This is a genomic window from Janthinobacterium sp. GMG1 (assembly GCF_034427795.1).
Lineage (GTDB): Bacteria > Pseudomonadota > Gammaproteobacteria > Burkholderiales > Burkholderiaceae_D > Janthinobacterium.
In genome coordinates, this window is record NZ_JAXQNT010000008.1 from 108,717 (window position 1) to 131,889 (window position 23,173).

14 protein-coding genes are annotated in these 23,173 nt (G+C 61.3%); 9 read left to right on the plus strand and 5 right to left on the minus strand.

From position 1 onward, the window contains the following. Positions 1-124: 124 nt before the first annotated feature. The 4 genes from SJI03_RS20760 to cphA (SJI03_RS20775) all read right to left on the minus strand — a co-directional run bounded on the left by SJI03_RS20760 (position 125) and on the right by cphA (SJI03_RS20775) (position 11,180). Entirely contained in the window at positions 125-2,797 is a 2,673-nt protein-coding gene (locus tag SJI03_RS20760; protein ID WP_322428409.1) for a TonB-dependent receptor, read from the minus strand. Positions 2,798-3,024: 227 nt separating this feature from the next. Continuing rightward, positions 3,025-6,189 carry an EAL domain-containing protein gene (locus SJI03_RS20765; protein ID WP_322428410.1) on the minus strand — a complete coding sequence of 1,055 codons (3,165 nt, stop codon included), beginning with the start codon at positions 6,187-6,189 and terminating at the stop codon, positions 3,025-3,027. 172 nt (positions 6,190-6,361) lie between these two features. Continuing rightward, entirely contained in the window at positions 6,362-8,932 is a 2,571-nt protein-coding gene (cphA, locus tag SJI03_RS20770) for a cyanophycin synthetase (protein ID WP_322428411.1), read from the minus strand. 70 nt (positions 8,933-9,002) lie between these two features. After that, positions 9,003-11,180 carry a cyanophycin synthetase gene (gene cphA, locus SJI03_RS20775; RefSeq protein WP_322428412.1) on the minus strand — a complete coding sequence of 726 codons (2,178 nt, stop codon included), beginning with the start codon at positions 11,178-11,180 and terminating at the stop codon, positions 9,003-9,005. A 467-nt stretch (positions 11,181-11,647) separates the two neighbouring features. Here cphA (SJI03_RS20775) and SJI03_RS20780 point away from each other — a divergent pair, with 467 nt between their 5' ends. The 7 genes from SJI03_RS20780 to SJI03_RS20810 all read left to right on the plus strand — a co-directional run bounded on the left by SJI03_RS20780 (position 11,648) and on the right by SJI03_RS20810 (position 19,951). Next, positions 11,648-13,918 (plus strand): ABC transporter ATP-binding protein, encoded by a 2,271-nt coding sequence (locus tag SJI03_RS20780; protein ID WP_322428413.1) that lies wholly within the window; start codon positions 11,648-11,650, stop codon positions 13,916-13,918. Positions 13,919-13,920: 2 nt separating this feature from the next. Beyond that, complete coding sequence (locus SJI03_RS20785; RefSeq protein ID WP_322428414.1) at positions 13,921-14,391, plus strand: DUF1854 domain-containing protein; 471 nt, start codon at positions 13,921-13,923, stop codon at positions 14,389-14,391. Between the two features lie 360 nt (positions 14,392-14,751). Next, positions 14,752-15,564: a GTPase gene (locus SJI03_RS20790; RefSeq protein ID WP_322428415.1), complete on the plus strand. Its 813-nt coding sequence runs from the start codon at positions 14,752-14,754 to the stop codon at positions 15,562-15,564. Positions 15,565-15,580: 16 nt separating this feature from the next. Beyond that, positions 15,581-16,180, plus strand: a complete 600-nt coding sequence (locus tag SJI03_RS20795; RefSeq protein WP_035821118.1) for a hypothetical protein — start codon at positions 15,581-15,583, stop codon at positions 16,178-16,180. A gap of 9 nt (positions 16,181-16,189) precedes the next feature. Further along, entirely contained in the window at positions 16,190-18,031 is a 1,842-nt protein-coding gene (locus tag SJI03_RS20800; RefSeq protein WP_322428416.1) for a dynamin family protein, read from the plus strand. A 10-nt stretch (positions 18,032-18,041) separates the two neighbouring features. Further along, positions 18,042-19,688 (plus strand): GTPase, encoded by a 1,647-nt coding sequence (locus tag SJI03_RS20805; protein ID WP_322428417.1) that lies wholly within the window; start codon positions 18,042-18,044, stop codon positions 19,686-19,688. Continuing rightward, entirely contained in the window at positions 19,688-19,951 is a 264-nt protein-coding gene (locus tag SJI03_RS20810; protein WP_278316704.1) for a YkgJ family cysteine cluster protein, read from the plus strand. Before SJI03_RS20805 ends, SJI03_RS20810 begins: the two co-directional genes overlap by 1 nt. 180 nt (positions 19,952-20,131) lie before the next feature. Here SJI03_RS20810 and SJI03_RS20815 read toward each other — a convergent pair whose 3' ends face one another. Continuing rightward, a complete protein-coding gene (locus SJI03_RS20815) occupies positions 20,132-21,646 on the minus strand; it encodes an AMP nucleosidase (RefSeq protein ID WP_070221052.1) in 1,515 nt (504 codons plus the stop codon). Between the two features lie 111 nt (positions 21,647-21,757). Here SJI03_RS20815 and SJI03_RS20820 point away from each other — a divergent pair, with 111 nt between their 5' ends. After that, entirely contained in the window at positions 21,758-22,354 is a 597-nt protein-coding gene (locus tag SJI03_RS20820; RefSeq protein WP_322428418.1) for a TetR/AcrR family transcriptional regulator, read from the plus strand. A 14-nt stretch (positions 22,355-22,368) separates the two neighbouring features. Then, positions 22,369-23,172 carry a type I methionyl aminopeptidase gene (map, locus tag SJI03_RS20825; protein WP_100874007.1) on the plus strand — a complete coding sequence of 268 codons (804 nt, stop codon included), beginning with the start codon at positions 22,369-22,371 and terminating at the stop codon, positions 23,170-23,172. The last annotated feature ends 1 nt before the right edge of the window (position 23,173 follow it).

The window sequence follows — 23,173 nt, forward strand, 5'->3', positions numbered from 1 at the left end:
AAAAGCGCCCCGGCGGCGCTACTTTGCGCCAGATCACTCCTGTGTCGGATAGATTCCACAAGGCAAAAAAAACGCCAACCGTTGCCGGCTGGCGCTGAAAACCCTCGCAAGGAAGAAAGAGGGGCTAGTAACTCCAGCGGAGGGACAAACCGACAACCTTGTCATAGCGCCGCACGTCGCGCACGTAGTCCGGCGTGTCGTGGTAGTCGCGGTAGGTCGAGTCGAGCAGGTTGTTCGCGTCCAGGGTCACCGTGGTGTTCGGATTGAGCTTGTACGAGACCGACGCGTCCAGGGTCTTGGTGGGCGCCACGGTCAGGTGGATGCCCTTGCCGCGATAGTTGTAGTCGTCGACGTACTTGTCGCGCCAGCTGTAGGCCAGGCGCGCCGACCACGCTCCCTGTTCGTACAGGCCGACGAGATTGGCCGACCACTTTGACATGCCCGTGAACGGATGCGCGCTGCCATTCAATTCCTCCAGCTCGCCCGTCATGTAGGTGGCGTTCGCCTGCAGACCCAGGCCGCTCATCCAGCCCGGCAGCTTGTCGTAGAACTGCTGGTAGGCCATTTCCAGGCCTTGCAGATGGCCCTTCGAGGTGTTGCGCGGACGCGTGATGTCGTATTCGATGCCGCCATATGTTTCCTTGGCGGAACCGGACAGGATGTAATTCTTGAAGTTATGGCGGAACACGGTGGCCGTGACGGAACCCGTCTGCGCGAAATACCATTCCAGCGCCACGTCGAGATTCTTGCCTTCCACGGGTTTGAGGTCGGGGTTGCCGCCGCTGCCCGTCGGGCGCACCATTTCCAGGCTCTGGCCCAGGCTCACGCCGGGGTTGAAATCGGCGAAGTTCGGGCGCTGCACGGCCTTGCCGGCCGTCAGGCGGGCGACCAGGTCCTGGCGCAGCATGGCTTTCAGGGTCATGCTGGGCAGCACGTCCGTATCCGAGGTCTTCACGCGCACGGGCGTGATGATGCCGTTTTGCGCGGAATTGCCTTGCAAGTCCTGCTTGGTCTGCACCACGCGCACGCCCAGGGTGCCATCGACCGGTACCTGTGCCAGGTCAAAGCCGATGCGCGCCTTGCCGTAGACGGCATTGGTTTTTTCCACATCCTTGAAGTGGGTCATCGGATCGTCGGGACTGCGTTCGCTGCTGCCCGTAAACAGCTGGCGCAGCGCGGCCGTGTTGTTGAGCATGAAGTCGCGGCACGGCGTGAGCCAGCTTTGCAGGCCGAAGTTGCCCGTGTTGTCGTGCGAGGTGCATGCCAGGCCGGGAATCGCGTCCGCAGTCATGATCGACGTCAGCCCGCCCTGGCCATTTTTTTCGCGGACCGATTCGGCCTTGCGCTTGGCCAGGCGCACGCCGCCCGAGAATTCGCGGAAGAAGCCCGTGCTGTCCATGTCGTAGGTAACGTCGCCGCGCCAGTCGGTCGAGCTGCCTTCGTCGTGGTTGTGATTGTCGTAGAAACCGAGCAGGGTGTAGTTCTTCGGGTCCGTCATGTTGTAGCCGGGGTAGCTGATCTGCGCGCCGCCGTTCACGTTCGTGCTGCCGATCACGCTGGTCGGATGGGCGAGGAAGTCGAGGATGGGAAATTCGCGCTCGAAGTTGCTGACCGTGCGCGCCAGTTCCGTCGTGGCGCGCAGCTGCGGCGTAATGTCCCAGCGCGCGCCGATGGCGCCTTGCGAGCCGATCGAGCGGTCGCGCCGCGCCTGGGTCGAGCCCAGCGTGAACGGCGACCAGGGGCCGTCGATCTTGCCCACCGTGGCCGCCTGGCTGGTGCCGGGGATCAGGGTGATGTCCGGGTTCTGGCCCCAGGGCAGCGAACCGACGAAGAACTGGCTGTCGAACGCGTGCTTGATCAGGGTCGACATGCCTTCCGCATACACTTCCACCTGCGAGTTCGGACGCCATTGGAAGGCGGCGTTGGCCGCGTAGCGCTTGCGGTCGCCCACGGTGGGGATCATGCCGACGGAATCGGGGCCCGTGATGTTGCCCGCGTCGGGGCGCTTGACGGGTTCGGCGTTCCAGATCGTCTCGTCATAGTATCTGCCGCGCTGGTAGGACAGGCCGAGCAGGGCGCCGAATTCGCCGTATTGGGTCTTCCAGCGGTTCGAGACCATGCCGCCGACGTTCGGGTCCGTCGAGCCGGACTTGTCGCGGTGCTCGGCGCGCACATTGCCCGATGCCGTGAAGCCCTTGAAGTCGAACGGTCGGTTGGTGCGCACGTCGATCACGCCGGCCGTGCCGCCTTCGACCATGTCGGCGCCCTGCGATTTGTACACGTCCACGCGCTGCAGCATGGCTGTCGGAATGTCGGCCAGATACAGGCTGCGGCCCACGGATGTGAACATTTCCCGGCCGTTGAGCAGGGTCACCACGCCGGGCAAGCCGCGGATGATGACGGTGCCAGCCTCGCCGCCCTCGCGGCGGATCTGCACGCCCGTCACGCGGCCGAGGATTTCGGCCACGTTCTTGTCGGGGAATTTGCCGATCTCATCGGCGACGATGGAGTCGACCACCTGGTCGTTGTTTTTCTTGATCGTCTGCGCGCTCTGTGCCGCCCTGCGCACGCCCGTGACGGCGACGACGGCGATGCCGGCATTGTCGGCCCCCGCCGGTGCCGCTACTGCAGCCTGTGCCGTTTCTTCCGCTGGCGTGTTCACGGCGGGCGCCTGTTGCGCCCAGACGGAAGCGCTGCTCAGCAAGCCGGCGCTGGCCAGCGCGGCCACCGTTGCCTTCAAGGCCAAGCGCGTGTTTTGTGCGGACGTGCGGGTGCCCGTTGCCATCAATTGCTTCATCTTGTCTCCACCTGTATTTTAGTTATGTTGAGAACGCTGCGGCAGTCGCCGCCAGAGCTGGAACCTGCTCAGAAACATGGTAGGTGGGAATGACTTTGCCCCACAAATGACTTCTTTTGCGATGTCAATACCGATTCCGGTATCCCTGCTGCATTCATGCGCCCTGGCGGCGCGGCGCGCATTGCCGAACTTGGCGCGTGCGCGTTGCGGGCGCTCCACAGAAAGTGTCAGGCGACGCAGGGCGCGGCGCTGTGCGCCAGCCAGTCCATGAAGTGCGCCTGCGGCATGGGGCGGGCAAAGTAAAAGCCCTGCAATTCATCGCAGCCGGCGTGGCGCAGCACGTCGGCATCGGCCGCGCTTTCCACGCCTTCGGCGGTGACCGTCAAGCCCAGCGTATGGCCAAGGCCGATGATGGTTTTCGTCACCGCCAGATTCTGCGGCGAACCGTGGATGTCCTGCACGAAGCTCATGTCGATTTTCAGCTTGTCGAGCGGGAAGCGGCACAGGTAGTTCAGGCTCGAATAGCCGGTGCCGAAATCGTCGATCGACAGCGCAAAACCCAGCGCCTTGATGGCGTGCAGGGTGGCGATGGTGTCGTCCACGTTGTCCATCAGGATCGATTCGGTCAGTTCGAATTCGATCTGTCCCGGCGTGACGGGAAATTCGCGCAGCACTTCGCGCAAGGTCGCCACCAGGCCGCCGTTTTTCAGCTGGATGGCCGACAGGTTGATCGACACGGCGATGTCGCCCGCGCCCGCCTCGCGCCAGGCCAGCTGCTGGCGGCACGCCTCGCGGATGACCCACGCACCGATGGAGACGATCAGGCCCGATTCCTCGGCGGCGGGAATGAAGCTGTCGGGCGCGATCAGGCCGTGCTGCGGATGCTGCCAGCGGATCAGGCTTTCCACGCCATTCAGGCGGCTGCTTTTCGCATCGATGCGCGGCTGGTAGTACAGCACCAGTTCGTGCCGCTCGATGGCGTGGCGCAGATCGCTTTCCAGGTGCAGCTGCTGCAACTGCTGTTCCTGCATCTGCGGCGTGAACATGCGCGCGTGATCGCGTCCGCCGCTCTTGGCCTGGTACATGGCCGCATCGGCGTGGCGCATCAGGGTATCCATGTCGTCGCCGTGGTCCGGGTAGACGGCCACGCCCACGCTGCACGAGACATACAGCGCGTTGCCTTCCACCTGGTGCGGCTCGCGCATGGCCGGTATCAGCCGCGTGTCGAGCAGGGCGGCGATGGCTGCGGCGTCGCCGACGCCGTTGAGGATGACGACGAATTCATCGCCGCCCAGGCGGCTGACGGTGTCGCCTTCGCGCACCAGCTGCAACAGGCGCTTTGAGACCGATTGCAGCAGCGCGTCGCCCACATGGTGGCCCAGCGCGTCGTTGACGTGCTTGAAGCGGTCCAGGTCGACGAACAGCACGCCCACCTTTTCACCGCTGCGGCGCGCCTGCGCGATGGCGGCCGCCAGGCGCAGTTTCGAGACGTGGCGGTTCGCCAGTCCCGTCAGCGCGTCGTGGTGGGCCATGTGCTCGATCTGCCGCTCGCTGGCCTTGCGTTCGCTGATGTCGAGCGAGCTGGCGATGAAATGCGTGGTGACGCCATCGAGGCCGCGCACGGCGTTCATCACCAGCCAGGCGGGATAGCTTTCCAGCGACTTGCGCTGCACCCGGATCTCGCCCTGCCAGTAGCCGCGCCGCGCCAGGGTCCGGCGCAGGCTGTCGAGCTGCTCGGGACTGTTGTCTGGCGCGAGCAAAAAGGCCGGGCGCTTGCCGATCAGCTCCACCATGTCGTACAGCGAATGGCGGCGGAAGGCCTGGTTGACGGTGATGATGCGCATGCCGGCGTCCATCACGATCAGGCTTTCGGCCGAGGCCTCGAAGACCTTGGCCCACAGTTCCAGGCGCGACTCCATCAGCTTCATCTTGTTGATCGGCGTGAAGGTCGACAGCACGGCGCGCTGGCCCTGGTAGTCGATCAGGCGCGCGGAAATCAGGGCCCAGGTGGGCGTGCCGCCGCTCCAGCACACTTCGAATTCATCGACGGCGCCCAGGTCGCTCAAGCGCTGGAAGAAGCGTGAACGGGCTTGCGGACTCATGCCGCCCACCCACGGGTCCAGTTCCAGGCCGCCCTGCCACGCGTGCGCAGCCTGGTTCGCGTGCAGCACCTCGTGGTGCGGGATCGAGGTGACCATCAGCGGGATGGGAATGGCGTCGACCAGCTGGCGCTGCGCATCGGCCGCGCTGGCGCGCGCCACCAGTTCCTGTTGCGCCATGCGCTGGAAGTCGAGCTGCTGCAGCATGGTATTGAAGGCGCGCACCAGGCGTCCCGTTTCATCTTCGCTGTCCCAGACGGCGCGCAGGCTATGGTCGCCCGTTTCGCGCACTTCCTGCGCCACGCGCGCGAGGCGGCGGATGGGCAGGGCGATCTGACGTGCGACGAAAAACACCAGGCCCAGTATCATCACCAGCAGCAGCACGGCCGTACCCAGGTGCAGCCACATACGCGTAAAAAAGCCGTCCACGCGCAGCTGGATCAGCCGGTGCAATTCATTCGCCGTGTCGCGCCATGCCAGGCGTAGGGCGGCGAGCGCCACGTCGTCGTGCCGCCGCAGTGCCTGCGTGCCGGCGGGGGTGACTTGCGCGCCGGCCAGCGCCTGGGTACTGGCGCGTAAGCGCGCCACGGCCTGCTGCAGGACCGCGCGCGAACCATCCAGGTGCTGGCGCAGCAGCGGCGTGCTGGCCGCGAACGCCTCCGTGTAGTCGCTGCCGATGCCGCCCATGGTGGCGTCCATGCGGCCCTCCAGGATCAGGAACTGGGTCTGCAGGCGCTGGCGCTGCGCGCCTTCGGCCGTGGCCAGTTGCAGGGCCAGGGCGCGCGTGCTGTTGATCACTTCCAGCAGCTCGGGAAAGCGCAGGATCACCAGCGACATCGTGTAGTAGCTGTCGAGGTCCGGGTCGAGGATCAGGTTCGACTGGTTGCCCACGCGGGTGAGCAGTGCGCGTCCTGCAACAAAGGCGGGCGAGGGCGCGATGCCGTCGTCGGCTGGGGCGGGAGTACTGCCGGCCTGGCGCAGCAGGGCGGCAAATTGCGCATTCAGTTCGGCGCTGCGCATGCCGCTGCCGAAGCGGCTTTCAGCCTGCTCCACGGCCGCGGCCTGCGCGCCCGCTTGCGCCGTGCTGCGCGCCAGGGGCAGAAGGGCATCGCGGATCGCGGCGATGTAGTCATTGCCCGCCATCTCCTTGCGCGAGAAATCGATGGCCAGGTATTTTTCGTTGATGAGGATGCCGGAAATGAAGATGACGGCGGACAGGTCGAGCAAATAGATCAGCGCCAGTTTGCGTCCCACCGTCAATTTTCCGATCATGCGCGAGATTCTGCCCAGCATGCGTGCCCCACCTTCTCGTCAGCCCATTTATGTTTTCTTATGAGCAATTTTCATGCCTGAATTTACAAGCTTGCAAGGGGGCTTTTGCACCATGCGGGTGCGCGCAGGGAGGTGGCGGGCGCCAATAAAAAGGGCGGCCCGCAGGCCGCCCTTGTGCGCAGTGATGCAGCGCTTAGGCTTCGGCGACGCGCTTGGCGATGTGCGCCAGCGCTTCTTCCACCTGGTCGATCAGGATCAGGCACAGGTCGCCTTCACCGAGGCGCGCCAGGGCCTTGTCGATGGCGACGAATTCGCCGTTGATTTCATCGATATGCGTGGTGCGCTTGGCGCCGTTCAAGCCCTGGCGCAGCAAGGCCACCACTTCGCCGTCGGCGCGGCCGCGCTGGCATTGATCCTGGTACAGCAGCACGTCGTCGAAGGCGGCACCGAGGATTTCCGTCTGCTGGCGGATGTCTTCGTCGCGGCGGTCGCCGGCGCCGCTGATGACCACCGAGCGGCGCTTGGCCGGCATGCTTTCGACGGCCTGCACCAGCGCCAGGATGGCGTCCGGATTGTGGCCGTAGTCGGCGATCAGGGTGGCGCCCTTGTAATCGAACACGTTGAAGCGGCCCGGCGCATTGTCGGCTTCATTGGCAAAGGTTTTCAGGCCCAGCGCGATGGTTTTCCAGTCCAGGCCCACGGCCCAGGCGGCGGCCAGCGACGCCATGACGTTGTCGACCTGGAAGCCGATGGCGCCGTTGCGCGTGATCGGCACCTGCGACAGGGCGATTTCGTGGCGCTCCTTGCCCTGTGCCGCGACCAGCTTGCCGTCTTCCACGTACACGACGCGGTTGCCCTGCGCGCGGTGCGTGGCCATCACGGGATGCGTCTTGTCGGCGGCGAAGAAGGTCACCGTGCCGCTGCAATTCTTGGCCATGCGCGCCACGGCGGGGTCGGTGGCGTTCAAGACTGCCACGCCGCTGTCGGCCACGTTCTGCACGATCACGCGCTTCAGGACCGCCAGGTCTTCCACGGTGGTGATGTAGTTCAGGCCCAGGTGGTCGCCGGCGCCGATGTTGGTCACCACGGCGACCTGGCAGCGGTCGAAGGCCAGGCCTTCGCGCAGCATGCCGCCGCGCGCCGTTTCGAACACGGCCGCGTCCACGTCCGGGTGCAGCAGCACGTTGCGCGCGCTGCGCGGGCCGCTGCAGTCGCCGCTGTCGATCTGGCGCCCTTCGATGTACACGCCATCCGTGTTGGTCATGCCCGTGCGCAGGCCGGAGGTGGTGAGCAGGTGGGCGATCAGACGCACGGTGGTGGTCTTGCCGTTGGTGCCGGTGACGGCGACGACGGGAATGCGGCCATCGTCGCCTTCGGCGAACATGGCGGCGATGATGGCTTCACCCACGGGGCGCGGCTTGCCGAACGACGGCGCCAAATGCATGCGCAAGCCCGGCGCGGCGTTCACTTCGACGATGCCGGCGTTCTGTTCTTCCAGCGGTTTCAAAATGCTTTCGGAGACGACGTCCACGCCGCAGATGTCCAGGCCCACCATGTGCGCGGCGGCGACGGCGCGCGCCGCCACTTCCGGGTGCACGTCGACGGTGACGTCGGTGGCCGAGCCGCCCGTCGACAGGTTGGCGTTATTGCGCAAGATCACGCGCTGGCCCACGGGAGGCACGGATTCGGCCACATAGCCCTGCTTGGCCAGGCTGGCCAGGGCGATGTCGTCGAAGCGGATTTTCGTCAGCGAGGTGGCGTGGCCGCTGCCGCGGCGCGGGTCCAGGTTGACCTGGTCGACCAGTTCGCGCACCGTGTGCTGGCCGTCGCCCACCACTTGCGGCGGGTCGCGGCGGGCCGCTGCCACCATCTTGTTGCCGATGACGAGCAAGCGGAAATCGTGGCCAGGCAGGTAGCGTTCGACGAGAATGTCGTCGCGGAATTCCTGCGCCGCGAGGAAGCCTGCCGTCAGCTGTTCGCGCGTGGTGACATTGACGGTGACGCCCTTGCCCTGGTTGCCATCTTTTGGTTTCACGACGACGGGCAGGCCGATTTCGCAGGCGGCGGCCCAGGCGTCGTCCGCATCGACGGCGACACGGCCGTGCGGCACCGGCACGCCGGCCGAATCGAGCAGCTTCTTGGTCAGTTCCTTGTCTTGCGCGATGGCTTCGGCAATCGCGCTGGTGCCGTCCATTTCGGCGGCCTGGATCTTGCGCTGCTTGCTGCCCCAACCGAATGTCACCAGGCTGCCCTCGGTCAGGCGGCGGAACGGAATGTTGCGCGCCACGGCGGCGTTGACGATGGCGCCCGTCGATGGGCCCAGACGGACGTCTTCATCGAGTTCCTGCAACTGGTGCAGGGCGCCGGCCAGGTCGAACGGCGCATCGTCGAGTGCCGCGCGGCACAGCTGCTGCGCCAGTTCCAGGGCCAGGCGGCCGACGGCTTCTTCCGAGTATTCGACGACGACCTGGAAGATACCCGTTTCCAGGGTCGGCGTGGTGCGGCTGAAGGTGACGGGGCAGCCGGCTTGCGCCTGCAGGCCCAGCGCCGCCAGTTCCAGCACCTGCGCCATCGGCGCGGCGTTGTAGTTGCCCAGTGGTTGCAGCGGGCTCAGTTGCGGAAAGCGCGCGCGCAGGCGGGCTTCGAAGCCGGGCAGCTGGGCGATGTCGAGTTCCTGCGTGGTGCAGGAAACAATGGCTTCCACGGCGGTGTCGTGGCTCCAGAGGTTAGGGCCCCGCAAGGCCCGTACGCGAGATACTTCCATAATTAAACCGTAATCCTGTTGTGTTCTTGTGGGCCCGGCCGTCCTGGCCGGGCTTGAGTGCTGCTTTGCCTTAGTTGCCGATGCAGCCGGGTGCGGCGTCGAACGTGCGCAAGCCAGCGCAAATCAGGTCGACGGGCAGGTTCAGGGCCCAGGCGGCGGCCGCGACGGCCAGCACGCTGTCGACATTGCCGGCCGTGGCCGGTTTCAGCAGGTCCAGGCACAGCAAGACCGTTTCGATGCCGCCTTCGGCCAGCACGATGTGGTTGCCGCGCACGAATACGGCGCGCTGGCCGGCGGCCAGTTGCGCCGCGATGGCTGGCAAGCCGCCGTCCTGCGCATACAGGGTCACCGTGCCGTCGCACAGTTCGGCCAGTTCCAGCACGTGCGCGTTGGCCGCGTTGAGCACGGCCACACCCGTTGGCACCACCACGTCAACCTGGCTGCGCACGGCCTTGTACAGGCCCGCTTCGTCCAGCACGTCGAAATCCTTGACGCTATCGAGGCTGCCCATGTCCGTGACGATGCCGATCTGGCACTTGTCGTAGGCCAGGCCTTCGGCCAGGATCATGCGCGGATTGCTCTCGAACAGGGCCGTCTGCACGGTGCGGTTGAGCAGCAGGCGCTGGCCCGCGTCCCAGTTCACGCAATCGCTGCTGACGACGCGGCGCTGGTCCAGATACATGCCTTCGCTGCAGACGGCGCCCGTGTGCAGGCCCGACAGGTTGAGCAGCTTGCACAGCATGCGCACGATCAGGCTGGCGCCGCGCGTGCCCGTCACGCCGATCAACGGAATGCGGCCCGTTTCCTCGGGCGCGAACAGGTGGTCGACGATGGCCGCGCCGACAGGGCGGCTCTGGCCCACGCCCGGCTTGATGTGCGCCAGCAGGCCAGGGCTGGCATTGACTTCGATGATGGCGCCGCGCTGCTCTTCCAGCGGAAGCGTGATGTCGGTGGTGACCAGGTCGATGCCGGCGATATCCAGGCCGACCACGCGCGCGGCCAGCAGGGCAGCATGCACGACGGACGGATGCACGTCGTCCGTGACGTCGATGGCCACGTTGCCGTTCGGCTGGATCAGCACTTTCTGGCCCGCCTGCGGCACGGACAGGGCGGTCATGCCCTGGCGCTGCAGTTCCAGCACGATTTCGCCCGATTCGTGCGGCTTGACGGTGCCTAGCGGGAAGTCTTCGCCTTCGCCGCGGCGCGGATCGGTATTGATCTGCGTGTTGACCAGTTCCAGCACGGTCGAGACGCCATCGCCGTCGACCCACAAGGATTCGCCCTTGGCGGCCGCGATCAGCTTGTTGCCGACGACGAGCAGGCGGTGTTCGTCGCCCGTGATGAAGCTTTCCACCAGCACGGCCGAGCTGTCGCCCTTGCGTGCGGCCAGTTCATAGGCGGCCCTCACGTCCGCTTCCGTCATCAGGTTCAGCGACACGCCGCGGCCATGATTGCCGTCATACGGCTTGACGACGACGGGCACGCCGATGTCCTGCGCTTCTTCCCAGGCCGCTTCGGCGCTGCGCACCAGGCTGCCCTCGGGCACGCGCACGCCGCACGATTTGAGCAGGAATTTGGTCAGATCCTTGTCGCTGGCGATGCCTTCGGCGATCGCGCTGGTGCGGTCCGTTTCGGCCGTCCAGATGCGGCGCTGGGCGGCGCCGTGGCCCAGTTGCACCAGATTGCCGTCGTTCAGGCGCAGCGAAGGGATGCGGCGTTCTGTGGCGGCATCGACGATGCTGGCCGTGCTCGGGCCCAGGCAGCGCGAATCGACCATGTCGCGCAGGGGCGCCAGGGCCGCTTCCAGGTCATAGGCTTCATCGTTGATGGCGGCCATCAGCAGTGTGCGCGCGGCGGCCAGGGCGGCGCGGCCCACGTGCTCTTCACGCGTGCGGAAAGCCATCTTGTAGACGCCGCGCTGGCTGGTCGAGCGCGTCTGGCCGAAGCCCGTGCGCATGCCGGCCAGGTTTTGCAGCTCCAGCACCACGTGTTCGAGGATGTGGGCCGACCACGTGCCTTCGCGCAGGCGCTCGAAAAAGCCGCCCCGTTCGCCCACGCCGCAGCGGTGCTCGATCATGCCGGGCAGCCACGCCACCAGGCGCTCGTACAGGCCGGGCAGGGTATTCGATGGATAGTCTTCCAGTTCGCCGATGTCGACCCAGGCTTCAATCACCGGGCGGTAAGTCCAGATGTTGGGGCCGCGCAAGTGGGTGACGCGGGCAAATTCGATGTTCTTCTTCTTGATCATGTAAGTGGTTTCTTGATAACAAGCCAGGCGTCTGGGCGCCAGATACTTTATGTTGGCTCTACAGAGTCTTTTCAGGCTCGTGCTTGGTTCTTTATCCCGGGTATGCGCAGTGTGCCACTTTTAGCGGCCTCTTGTCGCGTTTGCTTCTCGTATTCTGCTGGTGTTGTCATTCTAATTGTTACTAATTGTTGCCATACTTGTTATAAAGATACCGACTCTGCTTAAAGCTGGAGCATTTGTGCAACAGCGGGCTGTTGTATACTTGCTCCGGTACGACGGTCGCCCATTTTTTTGCGCCGTTTTGTCATCATTCCTTACCGGCAGGCATCCATTCGATACAATACAGGAAATTGCCACTGGTGCATCCACCTCGCCATCGCGCAGTACACAAACATTGATCGGGCGTCTGCCCCATCCCCCAAATCCCGCCCTGAAGGGCTTGGCCTCGAGCCGGAGTATGCTTTACGATGACAACTGAACTGAGTGTTCCTGCAACAACTATTCCCCTCACCTCGCTGCCTGAACACTGGCTGGTGGAAGTGGAGAGCAACCTTTCTCCAGGGGAGAACGTTTTAAGTAGCGTTGAGGTTGACCTCGATGCGCGATTACGTTTCACAAAAGGCATAATAGTTGTCACCGAGAAGCGATTACTGGCCCGTTCGCCGGGCGACACCGTCTGGAAAAGCTGGTCTTTCCGCCACGGATTGCGCCTGACGCACCACGACCACGCCGGCGTCGGCCACCTGGAACTGTTCGATGACCACGGCCGCCTGGCCTCATGGCGCTTCACTTTGGGACAGAACTTGCACGCCATCCGCGTGCTGGAGCAGTTCGTCGAGCGCCTCGACAGCCACCTGACGGGCCAGCCCGTGCTGGAAGCGGAGCAGGAAGTCTGTCCGAGCTGCAAGGCGCCTTTGGCGCCTGAGCAGGAAGAATGCCCGATCTGCGCCAAGGTGCTGCACACGCCCCCATCGACCTGGACCCTGTTCCGCCTGTGGCGCTTCGCCCACCCTTACCGCGGCCAGCTGGCCCTGGGCTTCATGCTGATGCTGCTGAGCACGGCCGCGCACATGATTCCGCCCTATCTGACGGCGCCGCTGATGGACAATGTGCTGATCCCGTATCAGAACGGCAAGCACATCGACCCATGGCTGGTGGTGTACTACATGAGCGGCTTGCTCGGTTCGGCCCTGCTGGCCTGGCTGCTGGGCTGGGGCAAGACGTATGTGCTGGCCCTGGTGTCCGAACGCATGGGCGCCGACTTGCGCTCGGCCACGTATGAACACCTGATGAAGCTGTCGCTGGAATTTTTCGGCGGCAAGCGCACGGGCGACCTGATGGCGCGCATCGGCAGCGGCAGCGACCGCATCTGCGTCTTCCTCTCGCTGCATCTGCTCGATTTCGCTTCCGACGTGCTGATGATCATCATGACGGGCGTGATCCTGTGGTCGATGAACCCGTGGCTGGCCATCATGACGCTGGCGCCGCTGCCCTTCATCGCCTGGATGATCCACCTGGTGCGCGACCGCTTGCGCACGGGCTTTGAAAAGATCGACCGCGTGTGGAGCGAAGTGACCAACGTGCTGGCCGATACCATCCCCGGCATCCGCGTGGTGAAGGCGTTTGCGCAGGAAAAACGCGAAGCGGCCCGCTTCCGCGACGCCAACGCGCACAACCTGGCCGTCAACGACAAGTTGAACAAGGTCTGGTCGCTGTTCTCGCCGACCGTTTCCTTCCTGACGGAGATGGGTTTATTGGTCATCTGGTGCTTCGGCATCTGGCAGCTGTCGCGCGGCGAAATCACCGTTGGTGTGCTGACCGCCTTCATCGCCTACAGCACGCGTTTCTATGGCCGCCTCGACTCCATGAGCCGCATCGTCTCCGTGACGCAGAAATCGGCGTCGGCCGCCAAGCGCATTTTCGACATCCTCGACCACGTGTCGAGCGTGCCGGAACCGGCGCAACCGGTGAAACTGGACAAAATCGAAGGACGCATCGACCTGCGCGAAGTCGGTTTCCGCTATGGCAACCGCGCCGTCAACCGCGGCATCACCCTGAACATCAAGGCGGGCGAGATGATCGGCCTGGTAGGCCACAGCGGTTCGGGCAAGAGCACCCTGGTCAACCTGATCTGCCGTTTCTATGACGTCTCGGAAGGCGCGATCCTGCTCGACGGCGTCGACATCCGTTCGTTCGCCGTGTCCGACTACCGCCGCAATATCGGCCTGGTGCTGCAGGAGCCATTCCTGTTCTTCGGCACCATCGCGGAAAATATCGCCTACGGCAAGCCGCACGCGACGCGCCAGGACATCATCGCCGCTGCGCGCGCCGCGCATGCCCACGAATTCATCCTGCGCCTGCCGCAAGGCTACGATTCGATGGTGGGCGAGCGTGGCCAGGGCTTGTCGGGTGGCGAACGCCAGCGCATCTCGATTGCCCGCGCGCTCTTGATCGACCCGCGCATCCTGATCATGGATGAAGCGACATCGTCGGTCGACTCGGAAACGGAAAAAGAAATCCAGAAGGCGCTGGACAACCTGGTGCAGGGCCGCACGACGATCGCCATCGCGCACAGGCTGTCGACCCTGCACCGCGCCGACCGCCTGGTGGTGCTGGACCGCGGCCAGGTCGTCGAAGTGGGCAGTCACGATGAACTGATGGCGAAAGAGGGCGCCTATTTCCGCCTCTACGAAGCACAGGCGCGCAACAACGAACTCGCCCTGGATGACAAGGAATAAGCATGGCCAGTACAACTTTTACATTAAGCCGCGACACCTTCGGCAAGCTGGTGATGACGGACGCGGACGGCCAGGTCTTTGAAGGCGTGGCGCCCGTGCGCGCCTTTCCCATCCAGTCGCCGGACGAAGGCATTTCGCTGGTGCTGGGCAATGGCAAGGAAGTGGCGTGGATCGACCGCATCGACGCCTTGCCGGAGCCGGCGCGCAGCCTGCTGCAGGAAGAGCTGGAAGGGCGCGAATTCATGCCCGAGATCGCGCGCGTGAAAAGCGTTTCCAGCTTCGCCACGCCGTGCACCTGGCATGTCGACACGGACCGGGGCGAGACGCAATTCGTGCTGAAGGGCGAGGAAGACATCCGCCGCATCGGCGCCGCGTCGCTCTTGATCGCCGACAACCACGGCATCCACTTCCTGATCCGCGACATGTTCAATATCGACAAGACGACGCGGAAGATACTCGACCGCTTCCTGTAAGCGATGCAATAATAAAAAACGGCGCCTTCACGGCGCCGTTTTACTTTCCATATTCTTTGTCGCTGCCAGTTGCCCTGGATCTGCAGTCATTCCCTTCTTCATTTACGGCGCCGTGCAGTCTGCATGCCCTTCCCAATACATCTCATAAGTCCATTCGAGCACGCAATAATGATGTTCTCTATTCGACTGGAAATCGGGCTGGTAGCGACACGCTTTGTCGCAAGCTTATGGATCATGGAGGAATCTAAGTCTGATGGTGATTATTGGTGAGATTCTTGAGGGTAATATCCTTTACACTGCCTGATTTCTAAATTGCAATATATGTTGTCATTGTAGGTATATCAGCCTGGGGTTTTATTCATGGATAAGTTTCACTTTCGACATCAATTCGAAGAAATTGCAGCAAAAAGAAATCATCTCAAGCCTGTTTATGTCGCCTATGGCCTGATGAACTCCGGTAAAAGTTCATTGTTGAATATGTTAACGAACAATATTGAAGTGGAGTTTTTTAAGACCAATGATATTCGCGAGACGACAGAAAACAAGGAATTCGACGGGGAACGGTGCATTTTCATCGACACTCCCGGCCTCGATGCGAATCATCAAGATGATACTCAAGCCGCATCGGGAGTACGTCAGGCCGATATCGTATTGTTTGTTCATCAGCCTCAGGGTGAGTTGGAAGCAAATGAAATCAGCTTTCTGCAAACGTTGGTTTCATCGTTCGGTGAACACGCATCCAAGCATATTGTTATCGTATTAACAAAAATGGACAAGGAAGATGCGATGAAAATCGATGCGATTGCGCGCCGTATCGGTGAACAGTGTGAATCGGAATTGAATTTTTTGCCAAGCATTTTCAAGGTGTCAAATAGCCGGTATCGAGCAGGAAAACTCAAGAGTCAAGAGGTGTTGGTGGAGCGCAGCAGCATTCCTGAACTTCTTGTTCATCTGGAGAGCCTTGCTGCAAAAGCAATGTCTTCACGCCGGCGGCGCATGCAGGACGAAGTGAGCACTTTGCTCGATGCGATAGGGCTGGCGGAGCAGAAATTGCATGGCGAAAAATTGCACCTGCAAGCGCAAATTAGTCAGGGTTTTATTGGCTTTAATCAGCAAATCGGGCAATTGCGCGCTTTTCTCGATACCAAGGCATCATTTTTCGAACGAATTTAGCACTTGAGGAGCAGAAATGGCACTGCCATGGTTAATAGGCGCCGCGATCGTGGGCGCAGTGGGGGCAATCGCGACGGCAGTCAAGAGCGGAAGCAGCGAGTCGAGCTCTTCGTCCGGTAGCAGCGATAGTCGCAATACGGCAGAGGAGCGCCGCCGCCATGAGATCGCGGCCGAAAAGCGTGAGAGGGAAGAAAAGACGAAACGACAGGCGGATGCCCGAGCCCTGTTTCAGCATGAAGGTTTGGACATTGGCCGTAATTTGGCTGACTCGATGCAGGACTGGGTCAGAACCAGTGCGATTGGCCAGGAGTCTTTCAAAGCGCGTCTGACCGCATCTGGTTATCGCTTGGCCCCCGTTGCAGTCAGTCCGGACAAGCAGGTGGAAGATTTGTTGCGTCGTTCGCTGGACGCCGATGAAGACTTGAATGCGACGATACAAAATCTGGATTTCTATGCTGCTGTGTATGCAGTGCGCCTGGAGGGAGGCGTAGCGCTTGCACGCACGCTTGCCAACCTGGAGGTGCTCGCATATGAACAGGAAGAGTTGATCAAGCTCAAGCATGAGATCCGCAAATTCGAATATGAGGCGTCGCTGTCGATGGCGACCCATTCTTAAGGTAGTCAAATGTCTAAAACGGCAGTAAAAACTTCCCGTAATCGTCGGCAACTGATCGACTCCTTCGATAGCTTGAAACATAGTTTTGATGGTTCTTTGCAACATGCGCGGGACGTGGAGGCGGCATTCGAAGCAGTACGTCGTGATTTTATTACGCGCATCTCCCGCGATTTGCATGCCACTCGCAAGCGCTTGCCGGAAAACAATCCCGTTCGCGAAGAAGTGATGGCGTTTATTGACCTGATGGAACGTACCAGTGTCGCGTGGGATGCCAAGGTAGCGGGACGTGAAAAAGGAATTGCCTTTCGCGCCCACTTTGAAGATTCCCTATTGGTGTTTGTTAATGGCAAGGTCAAGTCGGGAAAAAGCTCGCTGGGCAATTACATGGCGTGGGGCGACACCGATCCTTCGGATGAACAGAAGGATCTCGTAGCAGATACGCTAAAACCACGCTTTTTTTCGCACGCGAAATCCGATGTCGCTGGAGGTGACGGTGAGAAAGAAGCTGAATTGCGTCGCGAGTTCCGTGTAGGCGCCACCGAAGCCACCAGTTCCATTCAGGGTTTCTCATTGCCGGGACTGACGTGGGTCGACTCGCCTGGCATGCATTCGCTCAATATACAGAACGAGCAGCTGGCCCGTGATTATGTGGAACATGCGGATCTCATTCTCTATACGATCAAGTCAGATTCCGCTGGACGTGAAAGCGATCTCGTTGAAATTGCCCATTTGTTGGGCAAGGGGAAAAGAATACTGTTGCTGTTGACTGGTAGTGACGACATGGAGGAGGAACTCGGCGACGATGGTGAATCCCTGGTCCAGACGTGGGTCATGAAGGACGAGGATCGACGGATGCGCCAGCGTACTTATGTACGTGATGCCTTGGAAAAAAACTACCCCGGGCAGTCACTCGAGGACGTTGGCATCATTTCCTTTTCCGCCCGCTATGCGCAATTGCATGCCGACGATGCGGATGCCTACAAAGACAGCGGCATGGGTGATGTGTGCGGGGCGCTGTCGGATCTTTGCCTGTCGGAAGGCTTGCGCATCAAGCAGCGTACCCCGCTGAACAATCTCTCGAACTTCCTGCAAAGTTGCAGCGACGACCTGCAACCTTACCAGGCCTTGATTGACGGATTTCGGCAACCGCTCACAGATCTGAAGGCGAAGTCGTCGAATAGCCTGAATGTCTGCATTCAGCAGGGACAAAGTGCGCTTGCCGTCTTTATCGACGATTTTTTTGAGACGGGGGCCAGAGCGCGTGATGACGCCGCTGACATGAGGCGGCAGCTAGCCGCTTTCCAGGCGGCGCTCAATGTCCGCTACCAGGAAATTGCAGCTGAGCAGCTTGGCCGGATATTCAGCGAAGTCTTGAGTGGCTTCGATGAAGCAGTGCATGCCACGTATAGCAACAGTGAGCTGGTGCGCTTGCATGATTTTGAGCTTGAAACAGCCACTGAAAAGGTCGCCAAGGTGCGCAGCGGCACACGCAAGCGCAATACCTTGATTGGTACGGCCTTAGGTGGTCTGACAGGCTTTCTTCTCGGTGGTCCCGCCGGCGCGGCAATTGGCGCCAGCCTGGCCGGTGGGGTGGGCGGAGCGATGGGTGGCAGTGCCAGTACGCAATATGACGAAATCGTCATTACTGTCGGTGATAATTGGCTGGACATTCGCCACAAGGCGCTGGCAAGCGCAAACCAGGCATTGCAGGAATGTATGCGCACCAGTGCCGCACGCCTATGGCATTTGATGGATCGCGATGTGGAGCAAATTCTCGCTGGTTTGACCGGCGAAATTGCTACGTTCGACAAGCAAGTGCAGAAACTGCTGCATCAAACCAAAATGAATTGAAAGAGCGAATATGGTAATCAATACACAGCAATTATTATCGGCCTACGAGGATGCGCAAGCTTTTGTCAATGATCAGGGTGAGCTGCTGGAAAAGTTTGGCCCGATTGCACATATATTCGAAGAGAAAAAGAAAAAAGCCGATGCCGTGATCATGATTTATGGCGTTTACAATGCCGGCAAGAGCACCTTGATCGATGCCTTGCTTGGCAAGGAAGTGGCAGCTACCGATGATGTACCTTTGACTGATCGCGTATCGGCCTATCCGTGGCGTACATATGACATTCTCGATACGCCTGGTGTCGACGCGCCGATTGAACACGAGAATGTGACGCGGGAACACATGCTCAAGGCTGATGTCGTTATTTTTGTCGTTGATCCACTAGGTACTGCGGAAGAGTTAAAAACCTTGCAGGTGTTGATGGATCTGGTGCAGGAGGGAAAACAGGTTTTCCTGGTCTTCAATGAAAAGAAACCATTGCCAGAGAATGATTACATCCGTCTGAAGGATCAGACACGCCTGCGCCTGCAGGAACTGGCTGCCGCGCGTTGCCTCGTCGATGTATTGAAAGACATTCCGATGGTCAAGATCAATGCCAAGAGGGCATTGCAAGGCTATTTGAACGAGCAGCCCAAACTGGTGGAGTTGAGTGGTTTGCCCATGCTTGAAAAGCAGTTGATTGCTTTCCTGCAGAATATCTCGTCCGATGAAATCTACGGGCGCCTGAAGCTGCAATTGAGCCAGTTTTTGCAAGAATATGTGCAATTGCTGCAAGGCCGCGCGCAATCGGGCGCAGGTAGAAAGTATGATAAGTTGCTACGCAATGTAGGTCTGGAGAAATCGCGGCTGACACACAGTATGGCACGTGAATTGAGCCGCCAGCGCCAAAGAATCCATGACAAGAGCAAAGCTTGCATTCGTACTTCGCCAGACGATTGCCAGACGCAGATCGAGAAGATGATGATGCAGGCTGCGGAGGATGTTTGTACAACATTGACGTATGAAGTGCAGGCTTTTGTTGCCACGATCGAAAATGAAATTGATGAAGTGCAATCGGCATTGCCACACCTGGTACTTGCGCAGCAGACGGTGAAATTGCCCGACATAGACGCTGCTGGCGGAGGGCCGGAATACGATGCAATGGCGTCGGCCAGTAGCTTTGACAGCGCTGCGCTGAAGGGCGCCGTGCATCAGATTGGCTCGCTGGCCAAGCCAGAACATATCGTTAGCGGCTTGAAGCTGGTGAAGGACGTGATGCCGACCCTGATGAAGGGAATCGGCGCCAAGACCATGGAGAAATGGGCCGCGCAGCTGACTTCAAAATGGATACCCTACGTCGGCATTGTTTACACCGTAGGGGAAACGTTGTACAGCCTGTTTTCGAAGGACCCCGAGGAAGAGAGTTTGCGTAAGCAGCATGCTGAACAGCAGCAGTCCAACGAGCGTGCGATACAGCAAATAGACGACTTTGCGCTGGAGCTGGCGGATGGTTTCGAAATGTCCATGCGCGAAGCGATGACAAAGGAAGTAGAGAAATTTTTTACCAATATCGCCGCACAGGTTGAAATGCTGCGTCATGGCTTCAATGAAACCGAGCAAGCCAATAGCCAGCGTCTTGGACAATTGCTGGCAATTCAGCAACAGGTATCGGATGCCTGATGCCTTCTTCTGATCGGCAAGCGTTTCCTTGTAGCGGTTGTGGAAAGTGCTGTAGCCGTGTGCATCAGAGCGCCGAAACAGCGTGGCTGGACCGGGGGGATGGGGTATGCCGCAACTATGATGAGGCTGGCAAGCAGTGTTTGATCTATGCTGATCGGCCTCTTGTCTGCCGCGTCGAGGAGTATTACCTCCAACATTTATCGACGCAATTTACATGGGGCGAATTCGTCAAAATCAATCTTGATATTTGCGCCGCGCTTTAATGTGCGCAGACGGCCGTCGGACTGCCATGACGTGGCAGGAAGACGGATGGACCGGCGGAGACATTAGCAGTCGATTCTCTTCGGTATCGTACCTGTCTTAGACAGTTAACGTGCACTGGCTTCCGCCCTTGATCGTTGTTCTGCAAGCCGCCGCTTTTTGCGGCGGCTTGCTATTTCTTCCTATTGAAACGCCACTTCCGCAAAGCTGCGCAATTTCCGGCTGTGCAGCCGGTCCACGCCCTGGCGGCGCAGCAGTTCCACGGCGCGGATGCCGATGCGCAGATGCTGGTCGACCCGTTCGCGGTAGAAGTGGTTGGCCATGCCGGGCAGCTTGATTTCGCCGTGCAGCGGCTTGTCGCTGACGCACAGCAGGGTGCCGTAGGGGACGCGGAAACGGAAGCCGTTGGCGGCGATCGTCGCGCTTTCCATGTCCAGCGCGATGGCGCGGCTCTGGCTGAAGCGGCGCTCCGGCGTACGCTGCGGCAGCAGTTCCCAGTTGCGGTTGTCGGTGCTGGCCACGGTCCCCGTGCGCATGATGTGTTTCAGATCATGTCCCGTCAACTGGGTGATTTCCGCCACGGCCGTTTGCAGCGCCTGCTGGATTTCCGCCAGCGGCGGGATCGGCACCCACAGCGGCAAGTCTTCGTCGAGCACGTGGTCCTCGCGCACATACGCATGCGCCAGCACGTAGTCGCCCAGGCTTTGCGTGGTGCGCAAGCCGGCGCAATGACCGAGCATCAGCCAGGCATGCGGACGCAGCACGGCGATATGGTCGGTGATGGTTTTCGCGTTGGCGGGACCGACGCCGATATTGACCATGGTGATGCCGCTGCCATCCGCGCGCAGCAGGTGGTAGGCGGGCATCTGCGGCAGGCGCGGCGGCGCGGCGCCCAGCGCATCCTCGCTCTCGACCGTCTGGCCGACCCGGCGCGTGACCACGTTGCCCGGTTCGACAAAGGCGACGTAGCCATCGTCGTCCGAGGGCGCGGCCGCATCGGGCGCGCGGTCCATCATGGCGTGGCCCAGGCGGATGAATTCGTCGATGTAGAACTGGTAATTGGTGAACAGCACGAAGTTCTGGAAGTGCTGCGGCGAGGTGCCGCTGTAATGGCGCAGGCGCTGCAGCGAATAATCGACGCGCGGGCCCGTGAACAGCGACAGCGGCTGCGCTTCTCCGTGCGCCGGTTCGTGCGTGCCGTTGGCGATGCCGTCGTCCATGGCCGACAGGTCGGGCAGGTCGAACAGGTCGCGCATGGCCAGGCGGCGGCCCGCATCCATATTGCCTTCGATATGGTCATGCTCGGCGAACGAGAAATGCACGGGAATGGGCTGGGCGCTGACGCCCACTTCCAGGTGCACCTTCTGGCCGCTGTTATGGTTTTTCAGCAGCAGGGTGAATTGATCGAGGTAATAGTCGCCAAACAGGTCGGGGCGCGTCAAGGTGGTTTCAAACACGCCGGGGCCGGCGACAAAACCGTAGGCCAGCGGCGAGTCGGCGCGCGCCACGGTGTCGGTCTGGATGCGCACGAAGGGGTAGCAGGCGCGCACGCGCTCGTGCATGTCTTCGCCGGCGACAAAGCGCTGCAGCGCATCGCGCAAGTGTTCGATGCTGCTGCGGTAAATGGCTTGTACTTGTTCCAGCGCCAGGCGTGGATCGTCGAAGCGGGAGGAGGCGATGAAGGGGGGCGTAAGCAAGCGGATTCTCCTTTGGCGGTTCGTGCATACCATTGTAAGGCAGCGGGGCAACTCTTGTCGGCGCATCTGGGGCCGCTTGACGGATTCAAATAGAATCTGTATTCTATTTGAATGGTCAGACTAGCTAAATTCAACGAAAACAACTTCATCGACAGCGCGATCGCCGTCGCCGCCCAGTGTGGCGTGGGTGCCGTCTCGATGGCCGCCATCGCCGTCAAGGCCGGTGCGCCCATCGGTTCCGTGTATCACCGCTTCGATTCGCGCAACGCCATCCTGGCGCGCGCCTGGCTGCGCGTGAAGAGCGACTTCCGCGAGGAAGTGGCCAGCCGCTGGCTTGGTGGCGACACCTGGGCCGGCGTGCACGGCTTGCTGGACTGGTGCCGGCGCAAGCCCGTGTATGCACGCTTCCTGCTGCAATGCGCGGACAGCCCCGATTTCAGCAATGGCCTCAGCGAGGAATTGCTGGCCGCCGTCGAAGAAGAGCAGGCCGCGCTCGACGCCTGTTTTGTCCGCTGCGCCGAAGCCATGCCCGCCACCACGGAGCTGGACCTCGACCACATGCTGCTCAAATTCGTTCTGATCGACGCCCCCGTGGCCGTCGTCAAGCCTTACCTGACCCAGGAGCGGCCGATACCGGCCAGCGTCGACGCCATGCTGCGCGCTTCGCACGACGCCGTGCGCGGCTGGGCCTTACACACCACACACTAACCAAGAAGAAAACCATGCGCTATTCCACCCAGCTTGAACACGGCAAGAAAATCCCCCTGCACGACGAAGAAGGTTTCATCGGCATGCGCGCGGCCGGCCGCATCGCCGCCGACACGCTCGACTACATCGCACCTTTCGTGAAACCGGGCGTCTCGACGGCCAAGCTCGACGCCCTGTGCGAAGAATTCATGCGCGCCGCCGGCGCCATTCCGGGCACCATCGACTACCACGGCTACAAGCACGCCAGCTGCATCTCCGTCAATCACGTGGTCACGCACGGCATCCCGTCCGAGACCAAGATACTGAAAGTGGGCGATATCCTCAACATCGACGTGACGCCGAAGTTCCAGGGCTGGTTCGGCGACACCAGCCGCACCTTCAAGGTGGGCGCTGTCTCCATTCTCGCCAACCGCCTCGTCAACACGGCGTATGACGCCATGATGGCAGGCATCCACACCGTGCGTCCGGGGGCGACTTTGGGCGACGTGGGCGCCGCCATCGAAGCGGTGGCCAAGGCGCAGGGCTTTTCCTCCGTGCGCGACTTCTGCGGCCATGGCGTGGGCCAGGTCTTCCACGACACGCCGCAAGTGCTGCACTATGGCCGCGCCGGCACGGGCATCGTGCTCGAACCGGGCATGATTTTTACCATCGAGCCGATGCTCAACGTGGGCAGCTACCAGGTCAAGGTCTTGCCCGACAAATGGACGACGGTGACGAAAGACCGTTCGCTGTCGGCGCAGTTCGAGCACTCGCTGGCCGTGACGGAAACGGGCTTTGAAATCTTTACTCTGACCGGTTCGACCGAGCCGCTGGTGTAAG